The 18,334-nt window shown below is 33.4% G+C and carries 10 protein-coding genes; 3 read left to right on the plus strand and 7 right to left on the minus strand.

Going from position 1 to position 18,334, the window contains the following annotated elements; all coding sequences use genetic code 11:
- Window positions 1-19: 19 nt before the first annotated feature.
- The 5 genes from QWY92_RS10395 to QWY92_RS10415 all read right to left on the minus strand — a co-directional run bounded on the left by QWY92_RS10395 (window position 20) and on the right by QWY92_RS10415 (window position 12,623).
- Window positions 20-3,274 (minus strand): SusC/RagA family TonB-linked outer membrane protein, encoded by a 3,255-nt coding sequence (locus QWY92_RS10395; protein WP_290270968.1) that lies wholly within the window; start codon window positions 3,272-3,274, stop codon window positions 20-22.
- Window positions 3,275-3,294: 20 nt separating this feature from the next.
- Window positions 3,295-5,598, minus strand: coding sequence for a fasciclin domain-containing protein (locus QWY92_RS10400; protein WP_290270970.1), 2,304 nt, complete (start codon window positions 5,596-5,598; stop codon window positions 3,295-3,297).
- Between the two features lie 522 nt (window positions 5,599-6,120).
- Window positions 6,121-10,311, minus strand: coding sequence for a hybrid sensor histidine kinase/response regulator transcription factor (locus tag QWY92_RS10405; protein ID WP_290270972.1), 4,191 nt, complete (start codon window positions 10,309-10,311; stop codon window positions 6,121-6,123).
- A gap of 303 nt (window positions 10,312-10,614) precedes the next feature.
- Window positions 10,615-11,586 (minus strand): type I phosphomannose isomerase catalytic subunit, encoded by a 972-nt coding sequence (locus QWY92_RS10410; RefSeq protein ID WP_290270975.1) that lies wholly within the window; start codon window positions 11,584-11,586, stop codon window positions 10,615-10,617.
- 14 nt (window positions 11,587-11,600) lie between these two features.
- Window positions 11,601-12,623 (minus strand): LacI family DNA-binding transcriptional regulator, encoded by a 1,023-nt coding sequence (locus QWY92_RS10415; RefSeq protein WP_290270978.1) that lies wholly within the window; start codon window positions 12,621-12,623, stop codon window positions 11,601-11,603.
- A gap of 130 nt (window positions 12,624-12,753) precedes the next feature.
- Here QWY92_RS10415 and kduI point away from each other — a divergent pair, with 130 nt between their 5' ends.
- From kduI to QWY92_RS10430, 3 genes are read left to right on the plus strand one after another with little or no spacing between them, the layout of a single operon-like run.
- Window positions 12,754-13,596 carry a 5-dehydro-4-deoxy-D-glucuronate isomerase gene (kduI, locus tag QWY92_RS10420; RefSeq protein WP_290270980.1) on the plus strand — a complete coding sequence of 281 codons (843 nt, stop codon included), beginning with the start codon at window positions 12,754-12,756 and terminating at the stop codon, window positions 13,594-13,596.
- Window positions 13,597-13,601: 5 nt separating this feature from the next.
- Window positions 13,602-14,396, plus strand: a complete 795-nt coding sequence (locus tag QWY92_RS10425; RefSeq protein ID WP_290270982.1) for a gluconate 5-dehydrogenase — start codon at window positions 13,602-13,604, stop codon at window positions 14,394-14,396.
- Window positions 14,397-14,413: 17 nt separating this feature from the next.
- Window positions 14,414-15,589, plus strand: a complete 1,176-nt coding sequence (locus tag QWY92_RS10430) for a BT3233 family polysaccharide utilization protein (protein ID WP_290270984.1) — start codon at window positions 14,414-14,416, stop codon at window positions 15,587-15,589.
- 79 nt (window positions 15,590-15,668) lie between these two features.
- Here the strand turns inward: QWY92_RS10430 and QWY92_RS10435 are convergent, their stop codons facing one another.
- Together QWY92_RS10435 and QWY92_RS10440 are read right to left on the minus strand one after the other, a co-directional pair.
- The gene (locus QWY92_RS10435; RefSeq protein ID WP_290270986.1) at window positions 15,669-17,249 is read right to left on the minus strand and encodes a solute:sodium symporter family transporter; all 1,581 of its coding nucleotides are present in this window, start codon (window positions 17,247-17,249) and stop codon (window positions 15,669-15,671) included.
- Between the two features lie 153 nt (window positions 17,250-17,402).
- Window positions 17,403-18,281 (minus strand): inositol oxygenase family protein, encoded by an 879-nt coding sequence (locus QWY92_RS10440; protein ID WP_290270988.1) that lies wholly within the window; start codon window positions 18,279-18,281, stop codon window positions 17,403-17,405.
- Between the last annotated feature and the right edge of the window lie 53 nt (window positions 18,282-18,334).

Here is an 18,334-nt window from a genome sequence, read left to right on the forward strand (position 1 = left end):
TTTTAATTTTTTATGCTATTTAAAATGATAGATTTACACCTACAGTTACTTGTTTCGATCTTGGAGTTTGTTCCGCATCGTAACCTAACTCTTGCCAATCGTTACTAATTCCTCCTTCAGGATCTACTCCCGAATACTCGGTAAAAGTTAGTAAATTAGTTCCAGTAATATAAACTGAAGCCTGTGTAAAATTCAACTTGTTAATAAATGGCTTTGGCAAATTATATCTTACCGTGATGTATTTCATTCTTAAAAACGAAGCATCTTCCATAAAACGATCAGATCCTAAAGTATTAACCGTACTACCGTAGATTGCTCTTGGTATATCGGTTTCATCACCTTCAAATCTCCAACGTCTTAATACCGCTGTACTTTGATTATCAAAATCATCCATACTTTCTGTATTCATACGTGCAATATTCATTAACTTTTGGTTGTATCTAAAGTTAAAGAAGGCATTCACCTGAAAGTTTTTATAACGAATATTTGGTCCAAATCCACCAAATAATAATGGGTTTGCATTACCTAAATACACTACATCTAGCTCGTTAATGTTTCCATCTTTATTAACATCTTCATACATCGCTTCACCTGGAGCAAATTCTTTACTGTTATTAAAAACTAAGTTTTTAGGCGTTCCGTCAAGATCATAAATAATATCTCCATTTCCATCACGAGCTACTAAATCTTCTTGAGTACTAAATACCCCTAAATAACGGTAACCATAGAATGAACCAATTGGGTTACCTTCTTGAATTCTTTTTAAATATCCTCCTGGACCTGTTGTTAATGGATTTCCAGACTGTGCTACTTGTGCTTCTGTAATACGTTTAACAATATTTGAATTACGTGCTACATTAAAGTTAAAGTCTAAGCCAAAATCTTCATTATTAATAATCTTGGTTCTTACACTAAACTCGATACCTTGATTACTAATATCTCCTAAATTTAAATACGGTATTCTTGAAAAACCAGAAGTAGATGGTATCGACGTGTCTTTGGTTAATAAATCTTTAGTATCCTTTTGATAGAATTCTAAATCACCACTAACTCTACGGTCAAAAAAGGAATAAGTTACCCCTAAGTTTTTCTGAATTACAGTTTCCCAACGTAAATCGGTTAATTCCATACTGCTCGGAATTACTGCTGGCTCATCTAAATAAGAATAGCTATATGTTGTATAGGTGTTATAAGAACCATAGTTTGTTCCTGGTGAGTTACCGTTTACACCATAACTAGCACGAATACCGATCTCATCTACAAAATCTGCATTTTCCATAAAAGGCTCTGATGACAGAATCCATTTTGCAGCAACACTTGGGAATGTACCATTTCGGTAGTTTGTACCAAATTTAGAATTTCCTTCTGTTCTAATACCCCCACTTAAAATATAGCGATCTAAATACTGATAGTTAAAAGCAAAATTAGCAGCTAAGGTTGTGTTTTGCTCAAATGTAGACACAAGTGAGTTTCCAGATCCTTCAACTCTAATATTAGCAATAGGTGTTTGTATATCACTTGTTGGACTATTACTAGCAACAGCGACATACCCTTGACTTGTTTTTTCGAATGTTTGAAAAGAGAAACTTGATAAAAACGAATGATCTTCTCCCAATTCTGGCATCCAAATTAATTTATTATCGGTACGCATTACAAAAAACTCACCATCATCAAAAGTTGCTCTATTTGCTCCTGAATTCGTCCATGCTGCTCCAATAGCTTCTTCTGGCACAAATCGAGATTGCTTATCTACATTAATATCAAACGAAATAATAGATCTAAAATCGAAATGTTTATTCGGCTTATAGCTAAATCTGAAAACCGGTGTAATTCTATTATTTTCAGTATTATTTTTAGACAACTTAGCCATTGCTACTGGGTTGTAATACGTAACACCATTACCTTGAAAAGAATTTTCAGGTGTAAAATATTGATCGGTTAAATTCCCATTTTCATCCACTTGATAAATAGATTGATTAGGCATTTTTACTAAAGCTAATGATCTTAAATTAGCTTGTCCTAAACTATTGTCTTTAGCATAAGAACGATCTAACGAACCGTGACTATAAGACAACTCGGAAGCAATTGTGATTTTATCAGAAATATTATAATCTAAAATGGCACGTGTTGTAAATAATTTAAAAGCACTACCTACTGTTGTTCCTAATTGGTTTTTATAACTTCCAGAAACACGGTATGATGATTTTTCTCCACCACCAGATACACTTAAGAAATGCTCATTGGTATAACCTCTTTGAGTTATTTCATCCATCCAATTTACATTTTTATTATACAATTCATAATTTTCGTAATCTGGATTGTATGATACAGGATCACTATCTGGTAAATCGGTTTTTATTGCAATAAACTCATCCTTAATTAAGGTAGAATATTGATCTCCATTTAACATTGGAATTCCTGATGGTTGTTCAGACGTACTTCCTTTATAACTATAAGAGAAACGTGCTTTACCTTTAGCTCCACGTTTGGTTTTAATAAGTAATACTCCATTTGCTGCACGCGACCCGTATTGTGCGGTTGCTGCGGCATCTTTTAATACTGAAATTTCTGAAATATCATCTGGTGATACTCCAATCATAGATGCGTATTGATCTTCATCGGCTGTAGAAAAGTCGAAACCTGTATCAATTTGTGTTTCAAATGGTACACCGTTGATTACAATTAATGGCTCTGATGATGCGTTTAATGATGATGTACCACGAATACGGATAGATAGACCTGCTCCAGGATCTCCCGAATTCGCTACAATATCTACACCACTTAATCGACCTTGTAGTTGATCTACAATTCCTGATGATGCGGTTTCACTAATTTCTTTAGTAGAAATAGTTTCCATGGCTGTAGCAATTCTACGTTTATCCATGTCAAACTCTCCTGTAAACACCTTTTTTGTTGCTCTTAAAACAATAGCATCTAATTCTGACACATCTTCTTTTAAACTAACATCTAGTACTGTTTTATCACCAACGGTTAATTCCTTAGTAACAAAACCAATATAAGAAAAGGTTAGTACATTACTGGCATCGTGCATTTTAATGGCGTAATTACCATTAAAATCGGCTACAACACCATTAATAATACGGTTATTTTTATCTTTCTCTGCAATGGTTGCTCCGGTTAACGGCTGCCCATCTGCTTCTGAGATTACGACTCCTGATATGCTTCTTTGTGTTTGTGCCGACATACTGAACGCCGAAAACAATACACAAACTATCATTAAGACATATGAATATGACCTGTTTATATCCTTCATATTAAAAACTTTTAGTTTTATTATTTTATATAATTATTGATTTCGTGTATTACGACTCTTTTTGATAATATATTTAACATACCACCAGTAGTTACGGATTCCCCTGTTTCTTCATTAGTAATAGAAATTGACGATGTTGTATTAACTACTGAAAATTGATCGTACACTTCAGCAAAATCGACAATTTTACTAAAGTACATCGAAGGGAAAGTTCCTGACACTTTTCCGTTTGTAGGTAATGCTTGTTGTATGAAATGCTTTTTAGCAAAGTTTAAAAGATCTCTTTTCGCTATAGCTTTTTCTAATTCATCCAACCCATTTACTGTACTTGGCTCCACAATTACCCCATCACTAATAGCTTGTGCAACGGCAGTGTTATTTGGTGCAAATAATGTAAACGTTCTTTGTAGATTTAAGAAGTTGATTAATTTATCACTCGAACCAATAATAGTAATCAATGCGTCAGACGTTTCTAAAACTTCTACAAATGATGAAAAACTAGCAGCATTGTCTACTAAAGTACCATAGGTGAAATTCATTGGCACATTTATAGCATCGCTCATTTCATAAAAATTCCCATTATCTGTTGTTTGCACTTTCTCTACTTGAGCCGATTCAGCAATTTCAAGATCTCCACCTCCTTGTGCCAAATTACCGTTAGATGTATAAACAAATTCACCACTTCTTGCTTGGTAATATGTATTTGCGTTAAAGTCTACATCTTCATCAATGATATGATTCAGAACAATGTCAGCTATTGTTTTTCTAACATAAGCGACATCTGCCGCATTTGGAGAACTCGCATCTGGATCTGGGTATGTACGATTAAAGGCATTATTAGGGTCACCTTCAACTTTCATATATATTACAGATACATCTGTAGGATCATAAGATTCTAAATCGGTAAGTACTGTTATTCTTCTAGTTGCACTGTTAGGGTCGGCTATATTCTCAAACTGGTCGTTTCTAATTCCTAAAATAGAGAACCTTACTGCTTTACTTTGTAATGCGGTATCAATTCTAAGGTCTTGAACGGCTTGAAGCATCATAGAATAATTAGGATCTAATAATAATGGGCCCATGATAGTGCCAAAACTATTATTAGTATAAACCGTGTTTACACCTACGAAGAAACCGTTGCTGCAGAATTTTTTATCTACAATGTCTTCTGCTTTAAAATCTACTAAACCTAAACTAGTATCATAACTTTGACCAAAACTACTCGGACAAATATCATAATAGTTATTAAAGAAAAAAGGTGAAATAAATTTACCTAATACCTCTAGTGGCATATCATCATAACTACTGTAAAATTCACCTAAAATACTGTTTCCGCTTAAATATTCATTTAAAGCATCGTTGGTAGGTGCTAATAAACCCCATCCTTGAGCTAAAGTACCATCGATATTTGTTGCATAATTTTCATCAAAAGGATTAAAGGGTAGATAATCGTTTTCAATTCCTGTTGAAAATCTAAATTGATAAATTGTTTCTGTTTCACCTGTTTCTTCATTAACCTGATCGCCCATTAATCTAAGGGTAGCAAAACGCTCTAACATCTTTCTAAACATAGAGTATTTATCACCATATTCTGGGGACGACAGATTATCGTACATATTTCTTTTAGGCTCAAACACCTTATCTAAGGCATAAATGATTCCATTTTCAGCTACAACATTTTGTTGTGAAACGTTTGAACCAAACACCTTCATGTCTCCATCATTAAACGTCTCGCCTTCAAACATGTAATCGTAATCGGATTTTTCAACACCATTGATTTCCATGTAAGATTCAATAAAATAGTTTGTTGTTTTAAATCTGCCCAAACTAGCATCAACAATGTATTTACCAGGCTCTAATTTATCCCAGTCCATGATGTGCTGCAGAGTGTCCATATCAAACACTCTATTTGGTGTTTTATACTGTGTTCTACGTCTAAAACTTTGTCCTAAATAAAACCTAGCAGGAAAATAAGTTAAGGTTGTTGTATTCCAACCATCAATAACTATAGAATACTCTACGATATCTTCTATTTTATCTTGAGAAATCGCTTCAAAATTCGATATCCCAGCTTCCGTCATGTAAGCCTCAAATGCATCATCTGTTGGCGCAAACACAGTCCAAGACCCTCCTTTTACTAAAGGCTCTTTGTAAGGTGTTTTATCTAACGCTTGTAAATAATAATTAAAGGTTCCCATCGACTCTAGCTGCTGATAAATTGTACCAGCTAAATTATCTGGTCGGGCATACTCAAGCGGGTCAGGCTTGCAACCAAAAGTAGCCATAATTATAAATAATATAATTAGACCATTTCTATGCTTCATTTTGTGTACCATATTAATTGTAATTAATTTTAAAATTATTGTTTAGTTATTTAATTAGGTTCGGATTTTTTTCAGATTTAAACTTATTTCTTAAATAAATTTATTGAGATAATCTGTTTTGAGATAAATGTTAACGTCTGTTAATGAGTGTTAACTATTTGTTAAGACAAAAATAAAAAAGAAAGCCTGTTCATACTATAAATTATAGTTACTTCGAGATAAATTATTGCTTTTTTAAGGGGTAAAACAGTCTCAACCCTTGTTTTTATTCAGATTACAACAAATACTTGTTAATAATATATTATATCCATAAAATTAAATAGCTTTAATTATCAAATCAATATAATGCCCATTTTTATAGATTTTGGACTTTTAAAATTAACAATTTATTTAGTGTTCAACATAATTCAAATAACGCATACTGCTTAATCTAAGGCATAAAAAAACCTCAGATTAATAATTAATCTGAGGTTTTTTTAAACATTAACTTCTTACTTCTAATTCTAATTTCGAAGTACTATTCTATTCTTTTTCTTTCTGTTCTATAAACTGACTTGGTGTTACATCAAACAATTCTTTAAACGTTTTACTAAAATAAGCTGTAGAATTAAAGCCTGACATATGAGATACTTCTTTTATTGAATAATTATTTTGTGTTAATAATTCGGCAGCATATCGCAATCTTATGGTTCTTATGAAATTACTCGGATTACTGCCTGTTAAATTATTTATCTTTTTATAAAACTGTGATCGGCCAATATTCATAACCTCTAGTAAATCGCCTTGTTTAAAGTCGATATCACTGATGTTTTCAATAATTACTTTGGTGGCTTTCTCTAAAAAGGCTTCGTCTAAATTATTTGTAGTAACCTCGCTAGATGGGAAAATACCTCCAATTTCTGAAAATCGCTTTTTAAGTCTTCTCTTAGCTTCTAGTAGGTTATTAATTCTCGCTTTTAATACATTGGTAACAAAAGGTTTCGAGATGTAACCGTCGGCACCATGCTCATAACCTTCTATTCGATCTTCCACCAATGTTTTTGCGGTTAATAGAATTACAGGAATGTGGCAGGTTTCTAAATCGCTTTTTATTGCATTACACATTTCAAAACCATCCATTTTAGGCATCATCACATCACTTATCACTAAATCAGGCAAGTGTTTTTGCACCTTCTTTAAACCATCAACTCCATTAACAGCTTCTATTACCACGTAGTTTTCTCTTAAATCGCTACTTAAATGCACACGCAACTCTTTGTTATCTTCAACAACAAGCACCATCGGTTTGTTTGGGTCGTTGCTTGCGGCATCATCATCGTCGTCACTTTTAGCATTCGGTAGATCGTCGTTAGAGATCAACATATCATACTCTACCGCTTTCATGGAGTTAATTAAAAATTCATTTTTAACGTTCTCAACATCTTCTGGCTTAGCATCAATATTTAGTGGTAATTTTATAATAAACTTTGTGCCTTTGGTATCTTTACTTTCAACATGTATTTCACCACCATGTAATTCTACAAGACCTTTTGTAAAATTTAATCCAATACCTGTTCCTGCTTTGGTAACATCTACATTGTAAAATCGAGAAAAAATGCGTCGTATTTGCTCTTTATCTAAACCTACCCCTGTATCTTCTACAATAATTTCGACATACTCGGTTGATTTTTCTTTAACCCAAAATTTATAATTCGCCTTACTTTTACTGCTGTTTATTTTATTAATGGTTACCGTAATATCTCCACCACTATTGGTAAACTTAATAGCATTAGAAATTAAATTGGTAATTATTTTTTCAACTTTATCAAAATCGAATAAAGAAATTACACTATCAGAAGTGCTTTTAAAATTGTAATTAATTTCTTTTTTAAACGCCAAATCTGTAAATAACGAAAAAATATCTTGACTAAACTTCACGATGTCTCCTTTCTCTAGTTGTAATGGCGACATACCCACATCCATTTTACGGTAATCTAAAAGCTGATTTACCAAGTGTAATAATCGCCTGGCACTACGCTGAATGGACAATGCAGATGTTTTAACCACTTCAGGATTATCATTAAAACTAGATAATATTTTATCTACCGGATTTAAAATTAAGGTTAGTGGTGTTCTAAATTCATGAGATACATTTACGAAGAACTGTAATTTCATTTGGTCGAGCTCGTGCTCTTGTTCTTCCTGCACCTTCAACTCATAATAATACATTAAGAAACGCACAATTAACGCACCTATTAATATATAAATAAGATAAGCCCACCAACTTCTCCAAATAGGTGGCGAAATTATAATGTTTAGATAAGACGTTTTTGCCGTATCCCATTGCCCATTAATACTCGCTTTTACTTCAAACCTATAGGTACCAGGCTCTAAATTAGAAAGCGTTATCACTCTATTGGCTCCCAAACTTATAAAGTCATTATCCAAGCCTTCCATACGGTAAGCATATTTAACCTGTTCCGGATTGTCAAAATATAAGGCAACAAATTCTAATGAAATATAGTTTTCATTATACTTTAAGGTTAATTCTTTTGTTTCTGAAACCCCCTTATTCATAGGAATTCTTCCATTAATAGAATCTCCTGCTACAATAGGTTTATTGTTCACCTTGAGATTGATGATTTGCGGTTTCAGATCAACGAAAGCTGGGATTTCAATTTCCCTCGGATTAAAAATATTAAAGCCATTTATTCCACCAACAATAATTTGTCCGTCTTTAGTTTTAGTAATGGATTTAGACTGAAATTCCGCCCCTTGCAAGCCGTCATGTGTATTATAGTTTACAATTTGATCGGTTGCCGGATTCAATAGCGATAAACCGCCTTTAGTTGCTATCCAAATATTGCTATCATCATCTTCTTTTATTCCAACAACTAGGTTATTTGGTAATCCACTTTTCAAAGAATAGGACTTGATCAGGTTTAAATCGGGATCTAATTTATAGGCTCCACTATCCGACCCTACCCAAATATTTCCTATATGATCTTCTGTGATATAATTAATACCTTCCTCAATTAAGCCTTTTACTCTAACATGATTAAACTCAATATGTTCTGGAATATAACCTTCAATACTATTTAAATCTACCACATTCAGGCCTAGCACTGTACCTACAAACAAACGTTCTTTAGAATCTATAAAAGTGCTAAGAATGGAACTACTAAGCAATCTCTTTTCACCACTATCTGTACTTTTGTAACTTTTAAAATGTTTATTTTTAGGATTGTACAAGCTTAAACCATCGTGCCTTAAACCAAACCAAATTCTGTGTTTAGCATCTTCAACACCGGTCCATACGGAACTTTGCCCTATAGAAAGCGAATCTTCTCTATTATGCACAAACACTTCACTTTCGTGAGTTTCAGGGTTAAAGCGGTTAACCCCACCATCAATAGTACACACCCAAATATACCCTTCGTGATCTTCAAAGGTGTACATTATTTTATTAGAACTCAGTGATTTTGGATCCTTAGAATCACTACCGAAATGCTTAAAAGTATGATCTTCTTGATTAAATAAATTAAGCCCGCCATAATATGCACTTACCCAGATGCGTCCCTTAGAATCTTGCAATACAGACTGAATGGTTTTCTGGTTTAGGCCATTTTTATTGTTTGGTTGATAGTAATAATGTTTAAAGGAATAACTAGAAGGATTAAGTTTACTTATTCCAATATCATAACTTCCAAACCAATAAATTCCTTTTCTATCTTGAAATATTTTTGAAGGCTTATTATTTGGTAAAGAAAAGGGATCGGCATAATTATTAACCATATGCTGCTCTAATACCAACTCACCGTTAACTTTTTTAAAGGAATATAAGCCATAAACATCTGTAGAAATCCAAAACAAGCCATCGTTATCTTGATAAATATCAAAAATCGGGGTGTTTTCTTCAACTAAAGACACATGTTGAAACGTGTTTTCTTTTTTATTCCATCTAATTAAATTAGATAAATCATTTCCAATCCAAAACTCGCCATCTTGATCGATAAAAACTTTTTTAGTGATATGATCTAACTCGTACGATTCTTTTTTCCCTATTAAAACACGATCAAAATTATCATTTTTTGGATTATATTGATTTAAGTACTCCCCATCTGTACTTGCCCAAATAACGTTATCTTCATCTTGTAAAATAACATTTACACCATTATTATCTAAAGAGTTTACATTATTAGGATCGCTTAAATAATAGGAAAACTTAAAATTATCTTCATTAGTACTATAGTCGTAAAGTCCAATTTTTATAACACCAATATTAGTCGCAACCCATAAGGTATTGCTAATACTATCGTAAAGTAAATCGTTTATAACTTTTTGCGAACCATTTGATAATGCAAAATCTTTATAGAGATTAATACGAATAAATCTATTGGTTTGCTTATTGAATAAATTAAGTCCATTATTGGTACCAACCCAAAGGTTTCCCTCATTATCTTCTGTAATGGTATTTACTCTATTATTACTAATTGAAGTAGGATCGTTTAAAATCGATCTAAATATTTCGAACTCGTAACCATTGTATTTATTTAGCCCATCAATAGTACCAAACCACAAGAACCCTTCTTTATCTTGAAAAATCTCGGTACACGTGCTACTAGAAAGTCCGTTTAGTGTATTTAAATTTTCAAATTTCAAATTGCTATCCTGACCAATAACAACATTGGACAGTAAACAAATTAAAGCAATAACATAATTTCTTAAACTCATTAGTTTTATTAGAAGTTTCAACAAACCTAAACAATTAATTATGTGAAAACAACAGCATTTTAGCTTCATTTTCCTTCAAATCAACTCTTTGTAGGGCAACAATTACATTTAATGTATTGCCAAGAGAGAATGTCTCGTATTTTTTAGTACCTTTTTCAATTGAAAAAGGTACTAAATATAAGATTTAAGCTGTAATAAAGCAACAGCTTAAACCTTATTTTAAACATTTCATAAAAGTGTAAGGTATTTTCTAAAAAAACACCTTACACTTTCAATTAAAATCTATTCTATATCTGTTGAGTTTTAAAGATAAATCTCTAATAAATCAGCTTCCGAAGCCTTTAACGTTACCGCAGTAATACTTGCAGGCAACAATAAAGTTTCTCCTGTTTTTAAACTGTAGTTTTCACCAGAACATGCTATATCTAAACTTCCGCTAACACACATGTAAATAACAAAAGAATCTAATTGAGAATAATCTTTCTCTAACGTGTTTTCAACCTTAATAAAATTAGTTTTAAAATATGGCGAATGCACTAATGTATTAGCCGTGTTTACTTTAGTCTCATAACTGGTTTTAAAATCGCTATGGTAAGTAAAATCGATAGCATCTAGTGCTAAATCGTTATGTAGCTCACGTTCTTTTCCTGTAGTAGCATCAACTCTATTGTAATCGTAAATACGATATGTTACATCGGATGTTTGTTGAATTTCCGCCAACAAAACCCCAGAACCAATAGCATGAATTCTCCCTGTAGGAATATAAAATGTATCGCCTTTTGCAACAGTTTCATGATGCATCACCTCTAATACGGTATCATCTTCTAATTGCTTTTGGTATTCTGCTTTATCAATTTCTTTCTCGAAACCTACAATAAGTTCTGCATCTTTATCAGCTTGCATAACATACCACATTTCATTTTTTCCGAAGGAATCATGACGTTCTTTTGCCAATTCATTACTTGGGTGAACTTGAATAGACAATGGCGTTTTGGCATCAATAAATTTAATAAGTAAAGGAAAATCTTCACCGAATTCTTTATAAACCGATTCGCCAACAAAAGCACCTTTATACGTTTGAATTAATTGCTTTAAGGTTTGCCCTTGCAAATCTCCTTCCAATACTTTAGTTTCATCCCCTTTTACATCCGAAATCTCCCAAGATTCACCAATGCTTGTTTCTGTATATTCCTTATTAAGTTGCGTTTTTAATTTTTCGCCTCCCCAAAGTCTGTATTTGTAAAGCGGCTCGAATTTTAATGGATATAGTGTCATAGTAATCTAATTTTCTAGTTTAATATTTTAGATGAATTTCTTTCAATTAAATGTGTTTCTATCAGGATTGTTTGTCCTTTTTTAGGTGTTTTTTTATTTTTAATGTGTTCTAACATCAATTCCGTGGCTACTTTTCCTATTTCGAAACCCGATTGATCAATCGTGGTTAACGATGGTTCTATAACACTGGAAACCGGCTCGTTGCTAAACCCAACAATAGCAATATCATCTGGAATACTGATTTTCTGCTCTTTAAGATGTTTCATTGCTCCAATTGCCGATAAATCGTTAGCTGAAAACACCGCATCAATAGGCAGGTTTTTAGCTAATAATTTCTGCATACTAATATAACCATCTTGTTCCATAAGACGAGAACTTATTACATATTCTTCGTTAAACGGAATATTGTTTTCTAACAGTGCTGCCTTATACCCTTCAAATCGGTTTTTGTATATTTCTAATGCCTGTGGTCCCGAAAAATGTACAATATGCTTACAACCTTTTGAAATTAAATGATTAGTCGCATCAAAGCCACCCTTAAAGTCGTCGATAAGTACAGAGCTTACCCCTTCAATAGCGCAATGTCTATCAAAGAATATCACAGGAATACCGCTTTTTTTCAGAATTTCTAAATGGTCATAATTTAAAGTTTCCATAGAAACTGAAATTAATAAACCATCGACCCGGTTTGCTACTAAGCCCGAAACAATCTTTTTTTCGCGTTCTAATTGCTCTAGCGACTGACAAATAATAACATTATAGCCCGCCAAATAAGCACTTTCCTCAATACCTTGAATAGCCGAAGAAAAGAAATGACGTGATATTCTAGGTACCACAACCCCTATAGTATGAGTTTCGTTTTTTCGTAAATTGGATGCCAACATATTACGTTGGTAGCCCAACTCCTTTGCCTTTGCTAGAATTTTCGCTTTGGTTACAGGGGTTACGCGTGGGCTATCATTTAAGGCTCTAGATACGGTAGAACTATCTATCCCTAAAGCCTTAGCAATGTCGTGTATGGTTGGTTTAATATTCAATCTAATAATTGAATTCGTTCAGTTTAATTTTCACAAATATAACAAAATCCAATCGATTGTATTTCAATAAAATTTATTATATTTACAAAGTTTTAAAATTTACAAAAATCACATACAAATACTAGATAAGATGAAAAACAATTATGAAGTGCGCTACGCCGCATCACCACAAGATGTTAAAACTTACGACACAACAAGATTAAGAGACGAGTTTTTAATTGATAACTTAATGGAACCAGATGCTTTAAATTTGGTATATTCTCATTACGACCGTTTTATTTCAGGTAGTGCTGTGCCAGTAAAAGCGCCATTAACGTTAGAGGCTATTGACCCTTTAAAAGCAGAATTCTTTCTTGAACGTCGCGAATTAGGTATTATCAATATTGGAGGTTCAGGCACAGTTACTGTAGATGGTGAAGTTTACGAACTTGATAATCGTGAAGCATTATACGTTGGGCAAGGTAATAAAGAAGTTGTTTTTGCTAGCAAATCGGCTAACGAACCAGCTTTATTTTACTTAAACTCTACACCTGCTCATAAAGCATATCCAAACAAAAAAATTGGAATTAATGATGTAGAAGTTGTACAATTAGGTGCACCTGAAACGGCTAATGCAAGAACACTTAGAAAATATATTGTAAACAGCGTAGTAGATGTTTGCCAATTACAAATGGGAATGACCGAATTAAAATCAGGTTCTGTTTGGAATACAATGCCAGCTCACGTGCATGACAGACGTATGGAAGTTTATTTCTATTTTGATGTACCTGCTGAACAATCTGTTTGTCACTTTATGGGACAACCACAAGAAACACGTCATATTTGGATGCAAAATAACCAAGCTGTTATTTCTCCAGCATGGTCTGTACACTCTGGATCTGGAACTAGTAACTACACCTTTATATGGGGAATGGCTGGTGAAAACTTAGACTACGGAGACATGGATCACTGTAAAATAACTGAATTAAAATAATAACAATGTCTATAAACTTATTCGATTTAACAGGAAAAGTAGCCCTTATTACAGGTGGTACTCACGGCTTAGGACAAGCCATGGCTGAAGGTTTAGGTAACGCTGGTGCCACTTTGGTAATCAACGGTGCATCGTCGCAAGACAAACTAAATACAGCTGTAGAACATTATAAATCTTTAGGCATTAACGCTTCAGGATATCTTTTTGATGTTACAGATGAAGCTCAAGTTATTAAAAACATAGCTGCTATAGAAAAAGAAGTTGGTAACATTGATATTCTTGTAAATAATGCAGGTATTATTAAAAGAACGCCGCTTGAAGATATGGAAGTTGCAGATTTTGAAGCTGTAATTAAAGTAGATTTAGTAAGTCCGTTTATTATGTCTAAACATGTTGTAAAAGGCATGATTAAACGTAAAGAAGGTAAAATAATCAACATTTGCTCTATGATGAGTGAACTTGGTAGAAGTACTGTTGGTGCTTATGCAGCTGCAAAAGGAGGTTTAAAAATGCTAACGCAAAACATGGCTACCGAATGGGCTAAACACAACATACAAACTAATGGTATTGGACCTGGTTATTTTGCTACTACGCAAACCGCTCCAATTCGTGTCGATGGTCATCCATTTAACGATTTCATTATTAACCGTACACCTGCTGCACGTTGGGGAGACCCAAAAGATTTGCAAGGTGCCGCAATATTTCTAAGCTCAAAAGCTAGTGATTTCGTTAACGGGCAAGTGGTATATGTTGATGGTGGTATTTTAGCGACTATCGGAAAACCTGCAAATGAAGATTAATTTAAAGTCTATTTATTATGAACAGAAATAAAATTTTAGCCGGTATTTTTTGTACCGCCATACTTGCTTCATGTAATCAAAAAGAAGACACAAAATCAATTGTTGTAAAAAACACTTTAGATTTTGAAAAAACTTTTGAAACAGTAGAATTAACATCTACTTTTTTAAATGTTACCGATCTAACAACTGTTGGAATTCGAGATGCTAAAGACGGCACTTTACAAGTAACGCAAACGGTAGATAATGATGGTGACGGTACAATGGACGAAATTTTATTTCAACCTAAAATAGCTGCAAATTCAGAAAAAACATTTGAAATTGTAACCATTACAGAAGCTGAAAAGCCACAAGCTGAAGAACTTTGTTATTCTCGTTTTGTACCAGAACGTACAGACGATTATACATGGGAAAACAACAAAGTAGCTTTTCGTGTTTATGGACCTGTTGCTCAAAAAATGATTGAAGATGGCACACCTGGTGGAACACTTTCTAGTGGTGTAGATGCCTGGTTGAAAAAAGTAGAATATCCAATTATTAACAATTGGTATAAAAAGAACGCTATTAAACCTGGCGCTTATCACGAAGCTTCTCCGGAAGGTCGCGATAATTTCCACGTAGGGGTTAGTAGAGGTGTTGGTGGTATTGCTGTAAAAGCAGATACAACTTACTACTTCTCTAAAAACTACACAAAATGGCGCACCATTACTACAGGACCACTTAGAACGAGTTTTCACTTAGAGTATGCAAATTGGGATGCTAACGGAAAGTTGATAAAAGAATCTAAAACTATTAGTTTAGATTTAGGAAACAACTTCTCGAAATTCACAACAAGTATTGAAGGTACCGATACTATTTATGCTGGCTTAACCCTACATGAAAAAGATGGTAAAGTTACCGGAAGTGATGAAAATGGATGGGTTAGCTACTGGCAACCACACTTCGAAACCGAATTAGCAACAGCTATTGTAGCCCCTAAAGGAACATTTTTAAGCTACAATACTTATGATACTGAACAAAAGGATTTAAGTAACGCTTACGCGGAATTAAAAGTGACTAATAACGAAGTGGTGTATTACGCAGGTTTTACTTGGAGCGAAAGCAACCAATTTAAAAACAGCCAAGAATGGGAAGCTTATTTAGATATGTTTTCTAAACAAATTAACACACCTTTAGAAGTGGTTTTGAATAAATAACTTCATACTATTTCTAAGTCATTTTATTAAAGTGATTGTTTCTACTCTTTTATCTAAAGCATGAAACAATCACTTTTTTTTATGATACATTTCCTAATAATATGTAGATAGCAACCGTTACTACACAAAGGAAAATAGCCATAGGCTTGGTATATTTCCAGGTTTTCATTTCTACAAATAAAATATTATCCTGTTGCATTTCTTGCGTTGGTGGATAAAAGTAAGATACCGCAAACATTACGATCAGGTTTAAAACAAATTCTATTCCCCAAATGTGAACAAAATGAATATCAACTTTAAATATAAACGTGGTTAAAATATAAAACGTTAAACCAACAAACAAAGCCGCCTTTGCTCCCATCGCCGATATCTTCTTTATAAAAAACCCTGCTAACATTATAGAAGCAATCGGAATAAAGAAAATACCATTAAGTTGCTGTAACAATTGATACAAACCATCTGGCGCATTGGCCACCATTGGGGCTACCAAAATAGCAAAAACAGCTAAAACTAAAGAGGTTAATTTCCCCACTTTCACCAATTTCTTATCGCTACAATCTTTCCCGAAATGACGCTTAAAAACATCGATACTAAAAATAGTAGCAGCACTATTTAAAACACTATTAAAGGTACTTAAAACAGCTCCCATAACAATAGCAGCAAATATACCTACTAGGCCTACAGGCAGTACTTTTTTAATTAATTCTGGGTAAATCATATCTTGGTTTTCGTACATGTTATCACCAAAATAATAAAACCCAATAACGCCTGGTAGAATAATTATAATCGGTACCAATATTTTCAAAACACCAGTAAACAGCAGTCCTTTTTGAGCTTCAACTAAATTCTTAGCTCCCAAAGCACGCTGAATAATGGTTTGATTCATACTCCAGAAATACAGCTGATTGATAATTAATCCCGTAAACAACACTTCGAATGGTAATACCGAATCTTTAGCACCAATCACATTAAATTTTTCCGGACTATGATTATATACTTTACTTAAACCTTCAAAAGGATTCCCGTCACCAATACTAACTAAAGCAATTAACGGAATGGCCAAACCTCCAATAAGTAGTCCGTAACCATTAATTGTATCAGAAACTGCAACAGCTTTTAATCCTCCGAAAATGGCGTAAATAGAACCTAAAATTCCCACGGCAACAACGGTAATCCAAAGTCCTTCTTTTTTTGAAACTTCTAATACTTCAGATACGTTAAAAATACTTTCTAAATTTATGGCACCGGTGTACAATACTATAGGTAATAAGGTTACAATAAAGGAAATCATTAAAAACAAAGCCACCAAAGTTCGGGTGGTACTATCAAATCGTTTTTCTAAATATTCGGGTATGGTTGTTAAACCCATTTTTAAATATTTGGGCACAAAATAAATGGCTGCAGCTACTAAAGCTAATGCTGAAGTTACTTCCCATGCTATAATAATGAATCCATTTTTATACGACGAGCCATTCATCCCGATAAGATGTTCCGTAGAAATATTGGTTAACAACATAGACCCCGCAATAACAACACCTGTTAAACTTCTTCCTCCAAGGAAATAGCCGTCTTTTGAGTTTAATTTTTCTTTCCGAAGTTTGTACCAAGAATAAAAAGCAACAAAGAGTGTAAAGCCTATAAACGTAAGCGCAGTGTACATATAGTTAGTTTAGTGGTTAGTTGGTATTGAAATTTAAAAGTCGAAAATTTCAACATAAATTAATTTGTCAAATTACAGATATCACATCTTAATTTGACAAATTAACTATAGCTGCCAAGGTTACTCAGCGTTTTTATAATCTATTTCGAAGTTTTAAAACTTCAATGTATCTGGTAAATATTTCGCGACCAAATCTTTATAATACGGTAAAAGTTCTTCCGCATTTGGTGGTACTGGTGCTTTTGAATATAAATCGTAAGGGTTAAATATTTTTACCCATTCGAATAATTCCACATCTTTTTCATTCATTAAATGCGTATAATCGTTTTCACGATGCTGTGAGTAAAATGAATGATAACGAATCATATACAACGCTGAATCTGGTAAATAATCTTTCAGAATTTGGTATAAGTATTCATCGTGCCCCCAACTCATTTTCACATTATCTAATCCACAATTTGGAGTATAAACGCCGTATTTAGTATTGTAACGCGGATCGTTATAATCGGGGTTTGCTTTAAAGAATTCTGGATATACAATTTTATCTGAATACGCACAACCTACCGGAAATGTATCGCCAACAACAGCCCATTGCGGCTCTCCAAACAGGCATAATATTTTACCTAAATCGTGAAGAAATCCTGTGAGCACAAACCAATCGGGATGTCCGTCGGCGCGAATAGCTTCTGATGTCTGTAAAAGGTGCTGTAACTGATCTAAATCAATATCAGGATCACTATCATCAACCAACGTATTTAAAAAGTCTACGGCTTCCCAAATAGACATTTCTTTTCTATCGAACTTTAAAAACTCAGCTTCTTTCTTACACACAAAATCGTACGTTTGAAACTCGTGATTCACCTTATAAAATTCGCGCACGGTATCTAATCGTTCAGAATCTACATAATTTCTAAATTCCTCTTTTTCTTTTTTAGCGTCTTCCGGATCTGGATAACGGTCTAATAAATTGTCTTCCCAATCGTCAATATTCTCCATTGGATTTTGGAGATTTTTGTTCAAAGATTCTTTCATTGCTCTAATGTGAATTAGTTTAATTTTCTAACCGCAATTTAAAAGATAATAAA

The sequence above is a fragment of the Algibacter miyuki genome (assembly GCF_030409805.1).
Classification (GTDB): Bacteria; Bacteroidota; Bacteroidia; order Flavobacteriales; family Flavobacteriaceae; genus Algibacter; species Algibacter miyuki.

Excerpts from the sequence above, each read along its gene's own strand:
- QWY92_RS10395 (WP_290270968.1), bottom strand. The coding sequence starts at position 3,274 with ATGAAGGATATAAACAGGTCATATTCATATGTCTTAATGATAGTTTGT.
- QWY92_RS10400 (WP_290270970.1), bottom strand. The coding sequence starts at position 5,598 with ATGAAGCATAGAAATGGTCTAATTATATTATTTATAATTATGGCTACT.
- QWY92_RS10405 (WP_290270972.1), bottom strand. The coding sequence starts at position 10,311 with ATGAGTTTAAGAAATTATGTTATTGCTTTAATTTGTTTACTGTCCAAT.
- QWY92_RS10410 (WP_290270975.1), bottom strand. The coding sequence starts at position 11,586 with ATGACACTATATCCATTAAAATTCGAGCCGCTTTACAAATACAGACTT.
- kduI (WP_290270980.1), top strand. The coding sequence starts at position 12,754 with ATGAAAAACAATTATGAAGTGCGCTACGCCGCATCACCACAAGATGTT.
- QWY92_RS10425 (WP_290270982.1), top strand. The coding sequence starts at position 13,602 with ATGTCTATAAACTTATTCGATTTAACAGGAAAAGTAGCCCTTATTACA.
- QWY92_RS10430 (WP_290270984.1), top strand. The coding sequence starts at position 14,414 with ATGAACAGAAATAAAATTTTAGCCGGTATTTTTTGTACCGCCATACTT.
- QWY92_RS10435 (WP_290270986.1), bottom strand. The coding sequence starts at position 17,249 with ATGTACACTGCGCTTACGTTTATAGGCTTTACACTCTTTGTTGCTTTT.
- QWY92_RS10440 (WP_290270988.1), bottom strand. The coding sequence starts at position 18,281 with ATGAAAGAATCTTTGAACAAAAATCTCCAAAATCCAATGGAGAATATT.